Source organism: Vibrio sp. 10N.261.55.A7 (assembly GCF_002877365.1).
GTDB lineage: Bacteria > Pseudomonadota > Gammaproteobacteria > Enterobacterales > Vibrionaceae > Vibrio.
The window spans coordinates 1-15,413 of the sequence record NZ_MCWZ01000288.1; the positions used below are offsets into that span (position 1 = coordinate 1).

13 protein-coding genes are annotated in these 15,413 nt (G+C 44.1%); 9 read left to right on the forward strand and 4 right to left on the reverse strand.

All coding sequences use genetic code 11. The features are described 5' to 3' along the window. The first annotated feature begins 230 nt into the window (after nucleotides 1-230). Nucleotides 231-2,576: an AAA family ATPase gene (locus BCU12_RS14690; protein ID WP_102405007.1), complete on the forward strand. Its 2,346-nt coding sequence runs from the start codon at nucleotides 231-233 to the stop codon at nucleotides 2,574-2,576. 1 nt (nucleotide 2,577) lies between these two features. Further along, nucleotides 2,578-3,456 carry a mechanosensitive ion channel domain-containing protein gene (locus BCU12_RS14695; RefSeq protein ID WP_102405008.1) on the forward strand — a complete coding sequence of 293 codons (879 nt, stop codon included), beginning with the start codon at nucleotides 2,578-2,580 and terminating at the stop codon, nucleotides 3,454-3,456. Between the two features lie 272 nt (nucleotides 3,457-3,728). Here the strand turns inward: BCU12_RS14695 and BCU12_RS14700 are convergent, their stop codons facing one another. Beyond that, a complete protein-coding gene (locus tag BCU12_RS14700) occupies nucleotides 3,729-5,813 on the reverse strand; it encodes a cache domain-containing protein (RefSeq protein WP_241909842.1) in 2,085 nt (694 codons plus the stop codon). Then, nucleotides 5,803-7,260: a sigma-54 dependent transcriptional regulator gene (locus BCU12_RS14705; RefSeq protein ID WP_102405009.1), complete on the reverse strand. Its 1,458-nt coding sequence runs from the start codon at nucleotides 7,258-7,260 to the stop codon at nucleotides 5,803-5,805. The genes BCU12_RS14700 and BCU12_RS14705 overlap by 11 nt, the downstream gene beginning before the upstream one ends. A gap of 273 nt (nucleotides 7,261-7,533) precedes the next feature. Here BCU12_RS14705 and BCU12_RS14710 point away from each other — a divergent pair, with 273 nt between their 5' ends. From BCU12_RS14710 to BCU12_RS14735, 6 genes are all read left to right on the forward strand, one after another. Next, nucleotides 7,534-8,346 carry a substrate-binding domain-containing protein gene (locus BCU12_RS14710; protein ID WP_102405010.1) on the forward strand — a complete coding sequence of 271 codons (813 nt, stop codon included), beginning with the start codon at nucleotides 7,534-7,536 and terminating at the stop codon, nucleotides 8,344-8,346. A 93-nt stretch (nucleotides 8,347-8,439) separates the two neighbouring features. After that, nucleotides 8,440-9,138, forward strand: a complete 699-nt coding sequence (locus BCU12_RS14715) for an ABC transporter permease (RefSeq protein WP_102405011.1) — start codon at nucleotides 8,440-8,442, stop codon at nucleotides 9,136-9,138. Nucleotides 9,139-9,147: 9 nt separating this feature from the next. Continuing rightward, entirely contained in the window at nucleotides 9,148-9,861 is a 714-nt protein-coding gene (locus tag BCU12_RS14720) for an energy-coupling factor ABC transporter ATP-binding protein (protein WP_102405012.1), read from the forward strand. Then, entirely contained in the window at nucleotides 9,839-10,426 is a 588-nt protein-coding gene (gene mobA, locus BCU12_RS14725) for a molybdenum cofactor guanylyltransferase MobA (protein ID WP_102405013.1), read from the forward strand. Before BCU12_RS14720 ends, mobA begins: the two co-directional genes overlap by 23 nt. After that, the gene (locus BCU12_RS14730) at nucleotides 10,426-12,216 is read left to right on the forward strand and encodes a bifunctional molybdopterin-guanine dinucleotide biosynthesis adaptor protein MobB/molybdopterin molybdotransferase MoeA (RefSeq protein WP_102405032.1); all 1,791 of its coding nucleotides are present in this window, start codon (nucleotides 10,426-10,428) and stop codon (nucleotides 12,214-12,216) included. Before mobA ends, BCU12_RS14730 begins: the two co-directional genes overlap by 1 nt. A 116-nt stretch (nucleotides 12,217-12,332) precedes the next feature. Then, the gene (locus tag BCU12_RS14735; protein ID WP_102405014.1) at nucleotides 12,333-12,593 is read left to right on the forward strand and encodes a DUF2960 domain-containing protein; all 261 of its coding nucleotides are present in this window, start codon (nucleotides 12,333-12,335) and stop codon (nucleotides 12,591-12,593) included. Nucleotides 12,594-12,684: 91 nt separating this feature from the next. Here BCU12_RS14735 and nagK read toward each other — a convergent pair whose 3' ends face one another. Beyond that, a complete protein-coding gene (nagK, locus tag BCU12_RS14740) occupies nucleotides 12,685-13,593 on the reverse strand; it encodes an N-acetylglucosamine kinase (protein WP_102405015.1) in 909 nt (302 codons plus the stop codon). A 152-nt stretch (nucleotides 13,594-13,745) separates the two neighbouring features. Further along, nucleotides 13,746-14,492 carry a tRNA-uridine aminocarboxypropyltransferase gene (locus BCU12_RS14745; RefSeq protein ID WP_102405016.1) on the reverse strand — a complete coding sequence of 249 codons (747 nt, stop codon included), beginning with the start codon at nucleotides 14,490-14,492 and terminating at the stop codon, nucleotides 13,746-13,748. A gap of 88 nt (nucleotides 14,493-14,580) precedes the next feature. On the opposite strand from BCU12_RS14745, the gene BCU12_RS14750 reads away from it, so the two are divergent. Further along, nucleotides 14,581-15,366: a sterol desaturase family protein gene (locus BCU12_RS14750; protein WP_102405017.1), complete on the forward strand. Its 786-nt coding sequence runs from the start codon at nucleotides 14,581-14,583 to the stop codon at nucleotides 15,364-15,366. Nucleotides 15,367-15,413: the final 47 nt, after the last annotated feature.

The window sequence follows — 15,413 nt, forward strand, 5'->3', positions numbered from 1 at the left end:
GAACTCATGTATCTGCACAAGAAGAACAAAGGCAAGATCACGAGCATTTAACTAAAAAATTAACTGCGCCTAACCTGCGCTCTCTCACTCCTCGATTCCAACAGCAATGCCAGTAGAGTGCCAAGAACGATATAAACCTGACAGTGAACGGTTTATTGTAAACCTATTCAACGCTTTACGATAAACGTGTCTACACTTAAAGCTAAATGTCTAAGTTATAAGTGATTTATATGCGTTTACTTTTGCGCAGCCTGACTGTGCTTTGCCTTGCTCTGTCTTTCTCTTCCCATGCCAAATGGAGCTACGAGCTTGATGATGTTCAAGCGGTCGATGACACGGCAATTTCTATAACAGATGAAATTGCCACATTCCCAGATCCTATTTTTATGTCCAGTACTGATTTTCGTAAAGTTGATCAATTACTCGGCGCGACGCTTAATCAGGAAAATGTTCATATTAAGGCGTTTAACCAGGCGGTAGGTTCTTATCGTTCAAACCGAGCTGAGTCAGATTGGAAAAGTGTAGAATCGTCGTTTTTAACGCTCAAAAGCCTGAGCCAAAGTAAACAAGCGTTGTTAGCGCTCGCGAAAGACAGAACCAGGGATCGCTTAATTGGTTTTGGTCCGGATGGCGTGACACAATTTAAGCAAGAACTTAGGCTTGTTAGAGTCAATTTGGAATACCTCGCCTATTTTCAATTGCGTAGCTTTCAAACGTTTGTCAATGATCTGTTCATCTCGCCAGTTCCAGTGATTTGGGTAGGGATTAAAGTTCTCGTTATCTATTCATTGTTAATGTGGTGGTTAAGGAATAGCACTCGATTAATTGCCCTTTTCCACGACACTCAACTAGCGGTCGCTTCTAAACCACCCATATGGATTCGCGGCATTTGGTATCTCAGTCGGGCCAATAAAGCTATTGCTTGGTTAATTGCCATTACTTTTTCATTGCGAATACTTTCAACCATCCCTAGCCTTCAACATCTGGTGTTTCTTGAGATATTCACTTGGTGGGTGCTCGGTGGCTCAATCGCCATTAGTTTCGTTCTAGAGTTCGTTTTTCGTAATAGCCGCCGCTCAAGCCCAGAAATGATTGCTCTACGGTTATCCACCGTTCAGAGAATTGTATGGAGTGTCATTTCAGCGGGCGTCATCTTACAAATATCGTTAAGAACGCTCGGGCAAGCCACAATATACAACTGGATATACAGTGCCATCGTTCTTTGGTTTGTTTTGGTGTCTATCTCTGTTCTTAGACTGTGGCGAGAGCCAGTATTCAATACAGTGTCTACCTTGTCTGAAAAACCGGCGTGGCTCAGTTGGGCAATCAAACACAAAGATACGTTCATATTGAGTATTGGTGGCACGGCGCTCGCGATTGTTTGGGTCGCGACTCACACGTTTCAGCACCGCGTGGTTTCATCGTTATCTCAATTTACGTTTTTTAGTCAAGCACTGGCTTATCTATTCAAAATTGAAGTTGCGAAACAGGCAGAAAGCATTGACGCAAATTCCACTTTAGTCAGAGTTCGTGGCGATCAGGCCTTTAAATATGTGTTACCTGGTCATAATGACAGTACTCTGATTCCCTATGCCAGCGACGAAATACAGGTGCTGTCAAAATACCTATTAAGCGATAGCCCAGCCATTTGTGTGGTGTCAGGTGAACGAGGTGTTGGAGTGACGACGTTAATCAACACAGTTTTACACAAGGTTAATAATGCTGAACCCATCTATCTCAATTGTCCCTATTCGGGCTACAAGGAACTACTTGAGTTACTCGCGCTGAGCCTTGGACTCGAAGAAACCGCCACAGAGATTCAAATACTCGCGTTTTTACGCAAAAGCGACGTCAATTTCTTAATCGCTGTCGACAACGCTCAAAGATTAGTTAAACCCATGGTGGGCGGACTAAGTGGAATAATAAAGCTCACCAACCTACTGAGGCGATCTAAGAAGAATCATCGTGTGGTTATGGCAATTGAAAAGTCCAGTTGGCGGTTTGTTGATCGAGCTCGAGGTGAACGTTTGTTGTTTGACTGGGTTTCGTTCCTGCCCCGTTGGAATGAGCAACAAATCCAACAATTGCTCGACAGCCGAATCAATCATAATGAAGAACATGGTGTCAGCTTTGATGGGTTGATCGTGCCTAAGCAATGGGATCAAGAAGACATAACCGAAGCTGAGCGAGCAAAGAAAGGATTCTATCGAATACTTTGGCACTACTCTGATGGTAACCCAACGGTTGCTTTACGGTTTTTCCGACTCTCACTCAATAGAGATAAAAAAACCAACCAAGTGAAAGTGCGCTTGTTTAACGCCCCACAGTCTACAGAATTGGAGTCAATGCCTAAGCCCATGCTCGCGGTCATTCGTTCGATTGTTCAGTTGGAAGTGGCTTCTCCGGAAGAGCTTTCTGAGTGTACTCAACTGAGTATTGCAGAAGTCACGGGTACTTTACGCTATTTCCAAAGTCGCGGATTTATAGAGTGGAGCGAAGACAAAGCCCGCGTTTCCGATCATTGGTTTCGTCATATAACGAACGTTTTAGACCGTCAACATCTACTGGTGAAGTAACATGACTCGATTACTATGGATTCTTACCTTATCGTTTCTAAGCATACCTGTTTTGGCAACGGAAGAACTCGCGAATGTGGAGAACATCTCTCAGTTTACCAGCCTGATCCGCTGGAGCGGCGTGTTCTTCTCTCTTGTTATTATTGCCGCGACCTGGCTGCTTTTGAAGTTTATTAATTCTATGGTTGTCAGTATTGGTGGCCAATTCGTTCAGTATCGAATGTTGCTGCAAAAGCTTCAGTCGTTTCTGCAATTCTTTATCTATATGAGTGCCGGAATCTTGGTGTTCATGATTAGCTTCCGTATTAATGATCAGATACTTACGTTGATAGGCGGCACATTGGCTGTTTCAGTGGGGTTCGCGCTAAAAGACCTAGCCGCCTCGTTTATTGCCGGTATGACCGTCATGGTTGATCGGCCTTTTCAAGTCGGTGACCGCGTCACATTCGAGGGTAACTATGGCGACATAATAACGATTGGGTTGCGCTCTGTTCGCATGAGAACACTCAATGACGACATCATTACGATTCCTAACAACAAGTTTCTTAATGAAGTGACCGTCAGCGGCAACTATGGGGCACTTGATATGCAGGTGGTGATCCCCTTTTACATCGGTATGGATGAAGACATTACGCTAGCAAGAAACCTTATTCAGGAAGCGGCGTCTTCGAGTCGATACATTCACCTTCCAAAGCCTGTCGTCGTGCTAGTCAAACAAACCATCACCGAGAACTACTTGGCTATCCAACTGACGTGCAAGGCTTATGTGGTAGATACAGGCTACGAAAAACTGTTTGAAACAGATATCACGCTACGAGTGATGAAAGAGTTTAAGAAGAACGGTATCAATGCACCTAAGATTGCGTTGACGAGTAATTAGGGAACCTTTTGTTCGATAACTGTTGATCCAACACCGCGCAACATGTTTACCACACAGCATGACACGCGAAGACGACAATGTTCTTTTAATGTTTAGTGTTTAGGTAATAGCGATTCATACTTAGCGGTTAGTGTTGAATGAACGGGCAAGTGGAAGAGGCTCTAATGCTGCCTCTTCCTTTTAGTGAGCTGTATTATTATTGAATTATTAGAGCAGTGAGAATAGCGCAGAAACCATCCTTTTTTGCTGGTTAGTCGTTAACGGTTTCTACCTTAACTCGCTACAACGTTCACGCATTGAACCAATTCCGCTCTTTTAGGTAGATAAACGCTAAAGCAACTTCCTTCGCCCGGTGTTGACTCCACTCTGATCTCCCCACCAGATTGGCTTAATATACTTTGTGAAACCGAAAGACCCAGTCCCGTACCGTCGCGCTTTGTTGTGTAGAAAGGATCAAATACTCGTTTCAGCTGTTCTGGGTTAATGCCACACCCTTGGTCGCGAACATGGATGACGGCGCCTTTTAACTCATCTTTTTCATACCAGTCCAGGGTAGAAATACTAAGTTCTCCCGAACCTTCCATCGCGTAGATGGCATTCATTTGCAAATTTACTAACACCTGTAAAAACTGATGGCGATTGACACCGACCGAGGTTTTTGCTTTGAGATCAATCGAAAAAGAAACGCCTTTTTTCTTAGATCCCGTTTTAACCAGCGTGATGCTCTCTTCAACGATAGGATTAACGTGCTCCCAAGTGATTTCATCTTGTATCCCACCCTGCCTGCTGTACTGCAGCAGACTTCGCGTAATGTTCCGAATTCTGTCAATTTGCTCAAGTATGGTTGCAAGCTCATCTTTGACTGACTCTGCGTCTTCTCCTAGTTCGAATTTTATCAGTTCTGCATTACCAAGGATCACAGCGGTTGGGTTGTTAATTTCATGGGCAATACCTGCAGTCAGTTCTCCCAACGCGGCGAGCTTTTCATTGGTAACGAGCTTGTCTCTGGTTTGGTTGAGCAGCGATATGTGATGTTCGAGTTGAGCTGTTTTTTCTTCAAGGCTTGCAGTTCTTTTGGCGACTTTAAGCTCTAGATCAGACGCCGCTTGTTCAATTTCAAGTTTGCGTTGATACAAAGAATCGAGCATGTAATCAAACTGTCTCGCTAATTGGGCAAGTTCGTGCTTCTCATTCAACCCAATTTCACCGATACGTTGATCTTTCCCAAGCTGAACAAGTTTAATCACTTTATGAATGCGTTCGATTGGGCGGAAAAGGTCACGCGAACCACGATAAACAAGGTAACCCGAACCAAGTAACAGCAATAAAGTGATGATGCTGATTTCTACAATGTTGGTCATGTACTCTTTTACAAACGGCCAAATTAAATAGCCGGTGTAGAGCATTCCTATCACTTTATCTTGGCTGTCTTTAATAGGTCGGTAGGCTGTGATGTACCAGTCATCATAAACGTAAGCACGATCTACCCAGTTCTCTCCTTGAATAAGCACTTTCTGATGCACTTCTTTTGATACCGTGGTGCCTATCGCTCGAATGGGCTGTTCGCTACTCGAAGTTGGCTTGGCTGAATCAAGCGGAACATTCGTACTGACGCGAAGCTCATCAAGAAATATGGTCACCGTCCCTTTGGGTCTGCGTTCATCATGATTATCTTCTGGATAAATGAGGTCGCGTATCTGGTCGACGAGATTTGTGCTGTTGTTAAGCAGCAGCCCCCCTTCTAAATGCCCTATTAGTCCACCGAATTCATCAAAAATAGGCAGTACGGTTCGGCTCACTAGCCCTTCTGTGTGAACGTCACCTGTGTCTATTCGTTGTATTTCAGCTTGCTGTTTTAGCGTTTGGCCAAAGCTTTGTAGTTCATCCGCTGACATACGATCAAAAAACGTATTAGGCCCTGATTGATTGCGCTTAAGTTGATGAAGTAACCGAGTTTTAAGCTCGCTATCATTTTCTACTGAGTAGTAAGCGAGAAAATCGAGGTCATAACGCGCCTTCTGTTTGCTCACCCAGATTGCAATGTCGTGATTTGTAGTTACGTTGAGGTTTTCATTTTCAAGCTGTTTTCTAAAGTCGTAAGATTCAGCAAGAGAGGAGATATTGTTTGCCTGCTTTTCTTGCAGTAACGATATGCTGTTGTTGGCAAAGCCCAATCGTTCTTCAACATCAACTAACGTAGAGTTCCACGTATAATGAATAGACCAGTAAACGGTGATACCAATTAACGCGACTAAAGTGAGAATGATGGGTGCTGAGGTAAGAAAGAGCAGCCGATAACGCACCATTGAACGAAATCTAAACCGCCACTTTTCGAGAAAACTGAGGTTATTGGGCATAACTTGACTCCTCTATCGCCCAATCCTTAAATTTCCTTTCCAGTGTTTTCCTTGCAACACCGAGATCGCGTGCGGCAGCGGACTTGTTTCCATCATGCAGCTCAACAATCTTCATGATATGCGCACGTTCTACCTGCTTTAATGACCATGATTCAGGGTAGCCATCCGAGAAAGACTCTTTGTACTCAGATATAGACATAGGCTCACTATCTAGCGGAAAATCACTAGAACTAAGAACAGAGGGATGTATAGGTTCACCATTGAGTTCTCGCCAGTAGTGGGCCGGCGGTTTAGCCAAGAGAATGCATCGTTCAATCAAGTTTTTCAGCTCTCGAATGTTTCCTGGCCAATCATGCTCTCTTAGCGCTGAAATATCTTCGTGTGCCCAGTTAGGTGCTGGCATGCCAAGCTCATTAGAGAGAAGGTGAATGAAATGCGGTACCAATTCTTTTAAGTCTTCTTTTCGCTCTTTCAATGGTGGGACTGAGATTTTAAGTACGTTTAATCGGTAATAGAGATCTGAGCGAAAACGTCCATTTTTTACCTCTTGTTCCAAATCACGATTCGTCGCGGCGACTATTCGCACATCAACATTGATCTCTCTTTCACTGCCTACGGGTCTTATCGCTTTTTGTTCTAGCACTCGCAATAGAGACGCTTGCATCGCGAGCGGCATTTCACCTATCTCGTCAAGAAACAGTGTTCCTCCATTGGCTACGCGAAAGAGCCCTTCTTTACTTTTCTTAGCGCCAGTGAACGCCCCTGCAGTGTGGCCAAATAACTCACTGGCTAAAAGGTCGGGCGCGATTGCCCCGCAGTTCACTGGAATAAATGGTCCTTGACGTTCACTGGCTTGATGAACCCCACGAGCGACTAGTTCCTTACCTGTTCCCGATTCGCCCTCAATCAAAACCGACGCTTTAGAAGGCGCGAACTGCCCAATCATGCGTTTCATCAGTGCTGTCTTTTCTGACTGTCCAATAATAGCCGTTGTGGAATGACGAGCTGCATCTCGACGAAGCGCGTAATTCATGCGTTCAGCAAGCCTTTTCTCCATGCAACGTTGAACAGCTTGCAGCATTTGTTCGAGATTAAAGGGTTTCAAAATGAAATCACTCGCCCCAAGTTTTAACGCGCTGATAGCGGTATCAAGGTCAGCGTAGCCAGTCATGAATATCACGTCACATCGTCTGTCTGCGTCATTAAACGCTTCTTCCCATTCAATACCCGAACGGCCCGGAAGGTTTATATCGAGAATGATAAGGTCAAAATGATGCGCCGTTCTTTGAGTCTCCGCTTCTTCGATGCTGTTTGCGCATTCCACCGTCGAGAACCATTTACCTAGTGCCTTTTTAAGGATCGTTTGCATTCCTATTTCGTCATCGACCACGAGAACGGAAAAGGCATCGTATTTTTGAGAGGGTTTTGCACTTAATAGCGAAGACATAGAAAGACTCTAAGTAAAATTAGGTGGGACAGAGTGTACCAACATTATTTAAAAGGTTATTAAGGAAGATGCGACATTTTGTCCTAACTCATACAATTTCTTCTTTTAATCTAAAGAGAAACTCGATTTAGAGACAAATCAACCCTTTATAAACTCAGTTACGAGCGTTAAACCACTGTTATGGTAGATCAAAAACTTGGCATTTGAATTGCTATATCATGTGACACGTCATTAATGGCTAACGGCTTTATCTATTAACGGAATAATAATTATATGAAATGTTTCCCTTCTGCTATGACCGCTTTCACTGTGGGCTTGATCAGTTTTGCTTCAATTGCATCCGATGAACTTCCCCATGTTCGTCTCGCCACCACAACCAGTACTTATCACTCTGGGTTGCTCAATTATCTGTTGCCAGAATTTGAAAAAGACACAGGCTATAAAGTTGATGTCGTGGCGGCGGGTACTGGGCGCTCTTTAAAAATGGGCGAAAATGGCGATGTGGATCTTGTTATGACTCATGCGCCAAAAGCTGAGGCAGATTTTGTTTCGAACGGTTACGGTATTGAGCCTAAGAAACTTATGTATAACGACTTCGTGATTGTCGGACCTAAAGCTGACCCTGCAAAAGTGGAGAGCGAAAAAAGTGTTATTGCGGTTTTTCGTAAAATAGCCTCGTTGGACGCGACGTTTATTTCTCGCGGAGATGATTCTGGCACACATAAAAAAGAGAAAGGACTTTGGGAGCAAACTGAAATAGAACCAGATTTCGGCGGCTATCGCTCTGTTGGGCAAGGTATGGGGCCAACACTGAACATGGCTTCTGAAATGCAAGGCTACACAATGACCGACCGAGGCACCTGGCTTGCATACAACAATAAGCTGGATCTCTCTCTTTTGTTTCAAGGCGACAGCGCTTTGTTTAACCCGTATCAAGTGATACTCGTCAATCCAGAACGCTACCCAAGCATAAACCATGAAGGCGCTAAAGTTTTCAGTGACTGGCTTGTCGATACAAAGGGTCAAACACTGATCAATACATTTAAGTTGAACGGCAAGCAGCTATTTGTTGCCAATGCAGAATAGAATTGAGATGAACGCATTTAGTACTCGGCGCTGCGATTTAATATCGGCTTTCTTTTGTTGCGTGATGGTTTGCTTAACGAGGGCATCTGTAAAATGAGCCTTTGGCAAACAACATTAGAAGCATTGGCGCTGTTAGTGAGCCTAGACACTGAATTATGGGAGATCGTTGCGGTCTCCTTTAGTGTTTCTTTGTCAGCGATATCTATTGTCTTGATCCCCGCTATTTTGTGTTCGTTCTTCCTTGCGTACACCGAATTTAGAGGCAAATGGATATTGCTTTCGCTGATCAACACCCTTCAGGCCATTCCAACAGTCGTCATTGGTTTACTGCTTTATATGATGCTCTCTCGTTCTGGGCCACTTGGCGATCTGCAGCTTCTATTTAGTCAACGAGCAATGATCATTGGGCAGATGCTGATTTGCTTTCCTGTATTGGTTTCGATGATGCACGGTTCCCTGCAATCAAGTGATAGACGCTCTGTTGAAACATCCATCACTCTTGGTGTTTCGCTATACCGCGTTGCGTTGACGGTAATGTGGGAACTGCGTTTTCCACTGATGGCTGCGGTTGTTGCTGCCTTTTCTCGCATTGTGACGGAAGTTGGCTGCTCGATGATGGTCGGTGGCAACATTATGGGGCTCACGCGCAACATCCCCACTGCTATTGCTATGGAAAGCCATAAAGGCGCGTTCGCACAAGGTGTTGCTCTAGGCATCGTATTACTCACGCTCGCTCTTGCACTCAACTCATCTTTGTCGATTATGCGCGGCAAAGGGTATTTACGTACCTAACGAGGTTGTATGACTATAAAAATAACGACAGAACAACTTTCAATGCGCTTTAAAGACCGCGTTCTTTTTCATATACCAGAGCTCTCTATCGGGCCAAGCGATGTTATCTATCTCAAAGGCGCCAATGGCGTCGGTAAAACAACTTTGCTAAAGATTTTGTCAGGGTTGATAAAACCAAGTTCGGGAAAGATTCATTTACCAAGCCGCCGATGGATGCAGAGGCTAACTTGTGTTGGACACAAAGACGTTATCTATTTGCATCAGTCACCTTACCTGTTTGATGGCACCGTTTATCAAAATGTGGTGTACGGGATACGCTTTCAGAAACAGTCTCAGATGGACAAACGTGTGCAAGTCATCACAGCCTTAAGAATGGTTGGTTTAGAAACTTTAGCTGATGAACATATATCGGTATTATCTGGCGGTGAAAAGCAACGCGTGGCCATGGCTCGGGCTTGGATACTAAAGCCATCAATATTGTTAATGGACGAACCCAGTGCCTCATTAGACCAAGAATCTATTCAGCGTTTGGTTGTGATGGCCAAAGATTTGATTGAAAGAGGCTCTAGCTTGGTGATCACCAGTCACCAAACCAATGCTTTGACTCAGTTATGTCGCAAGCAGTGGTGGATTAAGGATTCAACCCTATTGGAATCGCCAATATTGCAAATAATTACCGACTTAGAACAAGAGAAAACCTATGTTAAAACCAACGCAAACTAGTTGGGTTATATTAGCTGGAGGACAAGCCACTCGAATGGGTGGTCAAGATAAAGGGCTGATCGCTCTTAATGATAAGCCTCTTATTCAGCACGTATTTGATCGCCTATTACCGCAGACTAAGAACATAACGATCAATGCGAATCGAAATTTATCGGTTTACGAGCAAATTGCTCCGGTCGTTTCTGATCAGTTTGAAGGTTACCCTGGCCCGTTAGGAGGAATTCATTCGGGGCTACTGAATGCGACAAGTGATTGGGTCGGTTTTGTTCCCTGTGACAGCCCTATGATCAATAACGATTTGGTCGAGCGCTTTTGCATGTCGATAACAGAAGATGTCGATATATTGGTTGCCCACGATGGTGAATACAAGCAACCAGTGTTCACTATGTTCAATAAGCGCGTTCTTAATAAGCTCGATGCGTTTTTAGAGCGTGGCGACAGAAAAATCATTCTCCTTTATAAAGAGTGTCGAACTGAATACATTGATTTCAGCGATTCACCGGATTGTTTCCTCAACCTCAATACACCAGAAGAACTCAAGCAGTTTGGAGTGCTAACATCATGATACAACGCGAACTTCACCTCCCTCTTTTAGGGTTTGCTGCTTATTCTGGAACGGGAAAAACAACACTACTAGAAGCGTTACTACCAAAGCTTGTTGAGGCGGGGATCCGAGTGGGCGTGCTAAAACATGCTCATCATGACTTTGATGTCGATAAGCCAGGAAAAGACAGCCATCGCTTACGTAAAGCCGGCGCTTCTCAAATGCTCATCTCATCTCGAAACCGCCATGCATTGATGACTGAAACACCCGAGAGTGAAGCTGAATTTGATTACCTGCTTACCCGATTTGATGCTGCAAAACTAGACCTTATTTTGGTTGAAGGCTGCAAGAACATTGCTTTTCCTAAGATCGAACTCCATCGCGAAGAAGTGGGCAAACCTTGGCTATACCCACACGACAGCAACATTGTGGCTATTGCCGCCGATACTAAAGTGGACAGCCTACTTCCCCAAATCAACATCAATGATCTTGAAGGCATTTGCCAGTACATCTTAGATTATGTGGCCGATCATAATGGGACAAAACAACCGACAGCTGAAGTACAGAAGCCAGCGTCGAGTTGCTGCGATATTATGTCTCCAGCTTTCTTATCAGTACAAGAAGGCCAAGACAAAATTCTCTCGAAGGTTTCTTCAACCGAGGGTATCGAAACCTTACCCGTGGAAAAATCCTATGGTCGTGTGCTTGCAAGTAACATCACCTCTCCTATTCATGTTCCGCAGTATACTAACTCCGCGATGGATGGTTACGCCATCAGGGGTGACGATTTGGAGCGCGATGAGTACCACGTAGTTGGTGAAATACTCGCTGGATACTCTTATGACAAACCTCTCCAATTAGGTGAAGCGGTTAAGATTATGACGGGCGCTCCGACTCCCCTTAACGCAGACACCGTGGTGATGCGAGAGCAAGCGACCGACAAAGGCGACACTGTCACCTTTGTCGGTGCTCTGATTAAACGAGGGCAAAATGTACGTCAAGCAGGCGAAGACCTCTCGAAAGGTCAGGTTGTATTCGCTGAAGGAACTCGGATTGAATCACCGGAAATGGGTATGCTTGCATCACTTGGCTTCGCTCAATGCGACGTGCAACGGCCACTTCGTGTCGCGATTTTTTCAACGGGAGACGAAGTGCAAGCACCTGGAAGTGATCAAAAAGACAATACAATTTATGATTCGAATCGCTTTACTTTGATTGGGCTGCTTGAAAGATTAGGTTGTGAGGTTATCGATTTTGGAATCTTAGAAGATAACCAACAAGTAATGATTGATGCGTTGGAAAAGTCAGCCCAACAAGCTGATCTTATACTGACATCAGGTGGTGTATCTGTCGGGGATGCAGACTATATCAAGTTGGCGTTAGAGCAACTTGGGAGTATCGATTTCTGGAGAATCAACATGCGACCAGGTAGGCCCCTCGCCTTCGGTCATATTAATGACAAGCCTTTCTTTGGTTTGCCTGGAAACCCAGTCGCAGTTATGGTCTCGTTTATTAACTTTGTTGAGCCTGCGATTCGAAAAATGCAAGGACAACAAGGTTGGTTGCCACTTAAAGTTCAAGCTGTCGCGTCAGAGCCTTTGCGATCTCGAATGGGTAGAACAGAGTTTAGCCGTGGCGTTTACTCGATTGACAGCCAAGGGCAACTAAAGGTTTCAACGACCGGAAAACAAGGATCTGGAATCTTACGTTCGATGAGTGAAGCGAACTGTTTGATTGAGGTTTCTCCTTCTGTCGACACAGTAAAAATTGGAGAAAGCGTGACAATTATTCCTCTACAAGGCAGAATCTAGCCCAAATGGCTTGATTGGCTGACTGATCAAGCCTAAATCCATTTTCTGAGTTTACTTTTTACAGAGTAGCCTCATTGCTAAAGGTCTCTATCTGAGCCTTTTTAAGAGTAATCACTATGGTCCGTACAATTCTTTATACCTATAAAGACGAAGCGAAAGAGTTAACTTTTTCGTATGAGAAACATCGTAATATTCACGAAGCCGTCGCTGAAGCTGAAGGGATTGATTTAACTGCGTTTTTAAAAATGGAACAACAAATAGAAGCCGTTTCAGACACTAAAGCCGTTCGAAACTACCGTGATAACCACTTTCAAAAGCTAGGCTTTGGAAAAATCACACTGAAGAAAAAAGACAATTTAGGTGTTGGCGAGAAGTAATCGCATGTAGATTTGGGCATCCAAATCGATACGCTAAAGAAGAAAAAGGCTTGCATCTGCAAGCCTTTTTTAAATTGGATTTCTCGTTCTATTATTTGATGTTAAGGAACGCCGCACCGCGAACACCGCCTGAATCACCGTGCTTCGCTTTAATGATCTTAGGACACTTCGCAACAGATAATAGGTACTTTGGCACACGCTTCGGCATCTCTTCATAGATAAGCTCGAAGTTAGACAAACCACCACCCAATGCAACAACATGTGGATCGTTAGCACTGAAGATGTTCGCGAAACAAATGGCTAATAATTCCATAAAGCGGTCAACATGCTCAACGGCATTAGCATCACCACTTTCATTTGCCTTAATGATCTCGACGGCTTTCTTTTTCTCGCCGTAGTAGTGCTCATAAAGCAACTCAAAACCACGGCCAGACAGGTAATTATCTAAACACCCTTTTTTGCCACAACCACAGTCAAGCAAAGGCGCGTTTTCACCAAGGTGGAACCATGCATCGATAGGAAGGCGCGTATGGCCAATTTCACCAGCAACGTTGTTTCGGCCGCCGAACACTTTACCATCATAGATAAGTCCGCCACCAAATCCTGTTCCAAGGATAAGCCCCATGACACTCGGCTCATCTTTTAATTCTTCATCCCATGCTTCAGAAAGTGCAAAACAGTTTGCGTCGTTTTCAACTTTCACGCTGCGACCCAGTGTTTTTTCAAGATCGACGCGCAATGGCTGACCCTTTGCCGCTGGGACATTCACAGTAAGAACGGTTCCGTCGTCAGCGTCTTCCATGCCAGGGAAACCTAGACCGATTTTGCCTTCACAATTGAACTGTTGGTCGTATTTTTTAACCAGATCGGCGATGGTTTTGACTAACAGTGAATAATCTTCAGTCGGTGTTGGTACACGTTCTGTTGCGACTCTTTCCAAGTTCTGATCAAAAGCGCCAAATTCAATCTTAGTGCCGCCCATATCAAAGCCGTAATACATGAAATTCTCTCCTTAGTAGAGCCCAAAATCGGAGCTCAAAATTATTCTTGTTGCATTATCCACATACCTCAGCCTACAAACCGTGACCTGGAACTTATTTATTTATAGACTTCATGCAACAAGCCATGTCTAACGAACGAAATTCATATTTCTTAGAGTTGGCTCTCGAAATTCAACTCTTTGAGGAAACGTTTCAACGCCGGTTTCGAAAGATCAGGTTTCAACCTTGTTTTGGTTAGCAAATAGCTCTCCTTAAAGGTCTCAAACCACATTTCAAGTACACGACTTGCTTCTTGCTCACCGACTTTTTCTAATACAATGGCGGCGACTTCAGCCGTCGACAAATGGTCTTCATTATCAGATTTTCTCATCATATATTGAGAAACTGAATCAGGTTTGATAGAGAAAACGGGAAGCGATTGCAAATATTCTGAACGACGGAATATTTTCCTAGCTTCTCTCCAGCTGCCATCAATAAATATCAATAGTGGCGTTTTATTGTCTACCAGTTTTGCATGTGATTCAGATTCTTCAATAAGGCGTGATTTATCATCGACATACTCTTCAGGAAAAACCACCATAGGAAAGTAGTTAGGATCACAAAGCATGTCGAGCATCTCTTGTTCAGGCTCGGTGCGATTCCATTGATACACGCTGGTTTCTTGTACAACGTCTGCAATCAATCTACCCGTGTTACTCGGCTTAAACACTTCATTTTCTGACACGATCAACATAGCTGCAACGCCAGTGTCTACGCTTGGCTGGTAATCACAAAGACAATGCTTGGTTGCGACTTGGCAATATTCACAACGCGATACCTTTGCACCACGTGCTTTGAACGTACGTGTAGACAGGCTTTGTCGATGCTGATAAAGGCGATGAAAGGCGTGGATTCTCATGATAATGGATTAGTACTAGAATGTTGACGGCATTGTACTTACAGTACGATAAGAAGCAAAGCGCGGCATCACTAAGGTAGTCAATTAAATGGACCATGAGTTATTGAGATTGGTATTTTTCGTCTTAACGTTTGTATTATGTGCAACTTGGGAGTGGCTAGCACCGAAAAAAGGACTCACACAAAACAAGCTCACACGATGGGCAAACAATCTCGCACTGATTTCAATAAGTAGCATTCTTGTGTCACTGCTTTTGCCCATTGTGGCTTATCAGGCGGCACATTACGCCATGAATAATGGTATAGGGCTGTTTAATCAGTTCTCTATTCCATTAGTTGTCATGCTGTTTATTTCCATTCTTATTTTGGATTTCGCCATTTATTATCAGCACGTCCTTTTCCATCGAGTACCTATACTTTGGCGTTTGCATCGAGTGCACCATGCTGACCAAGACATTGATATGACCACTGGTGCGCGCTTTCACCCAATTGAGATCATTTTATCCATGCTGATCAAAATGGGCGTGGTAATGGCACTTGGTATTCCACCGACCGCCGTCATCGTTTTTGAAATCATACTCAACGTGAGCGCAATGTTTAACCACAGCAACGCTCGACTCTACCCTTCAGCAGATCGACTCGTTAGGAAATGGATTGTAACGCCCGATATGCACAGAGTGCATCATTCCGTCATTGTGAAAGAAACGCATTCGAATTTCGGCTTCTTTCTATCTGTTTGGGATCGCTGGTTTAAAACGTATACGGCCCAACCTAAATTGGGTCACGATGATATGGTGATTGGATTGCCCATTTTCAAAGGGGCGAGAGAGCAATGGTTGGACAAAATGCTGACTCAGCCTTTCAGAAAAAGCTGAGTCAGCGTTAGGTTAAGTGCTAAATGCTAGTGCTAAGCGTAAGTGCT

Coding starts and splice junctions, on each gene's coding strand:
- BCU12_RS14705 (WP_102405009.1), bottom strand. CDS start 7,260: ATGTCTTCGCTATTAAGTGCAAAACCCTCTCAAAAATACGATGCCTTT.
- BCU12_RS14750 (WP_102405017.1), top strand. CDS start 14,581: ATGGACCATGAGTTATTGAGATTGGTATTTTTCGTCTTAACGTTTGTA.
- BCU12_RS14690 (WP_102405007.1), top strand. CDS start 231: ATGCGTTTACTTTTGCGCAGCCTGACTGTGCTTTGCCTTGCTCTGTCT.
- BCU12_RS14700 (WP_241909842.1), bottom strand. CDS start 5,813: ATGCCCAATAACCTCAGTTTTCTCGAAAAGTGGCGGTTTAGATTTCGT.
- BCU12_RS14720 (WP_102405012.1), top strand. CDS start 9,148: ATGACTATAAAAATAACGACAGAACAACTTTCAATGCGCTTTAAAGAC.
- nagK (WP_102405015.1), bottom strand. CDS start 13,593: ATGTATTACGGCTTTGATATGGGCGGCACTAAGATTGAATTTGGCGCT.
- mobA (WP_102405013.1), top strand. CDS start 9,839: ATGTTAAAACCAACGCAAACTAGTTGGGTTATATTAGCTGGAGGACAA.
- BCU12_RS14735 (WP_102405014.1), top strand. CDS start 12,333: ATGGTCCGTACAATTCTTTATACCTATAAAGACGAAGCGAAAGAGTTA.
- BCU12_RS14710 (WP_102405010.1), top strand. CDS start 7,534: ATGAAATGTTTCCCTTCTGCTATGACCGCTTTCACTGTGGGCTTGATC.
- BCU12_RS14715 (WP_102405011.1), top strand. CDS start 8,440: ATGAGCCTTTGGCAAACAACATTAGAAGCATTGGCGCTGTTAGTGAGC.
- BCU12_RS14695 (WP_102405008.1), top strand. CDS start 2,578: ATGACTCGATTACTATGGATTCTTACCTTATCGTTTCTAAGCATACCT.
- BCU12_RS14745 (WP_102405016.1), bottom strand. CDS start 14,492: ATGAGAATCCACGCCTTTCATCGCCTTTATCAGCATCGACAAAGCCTG.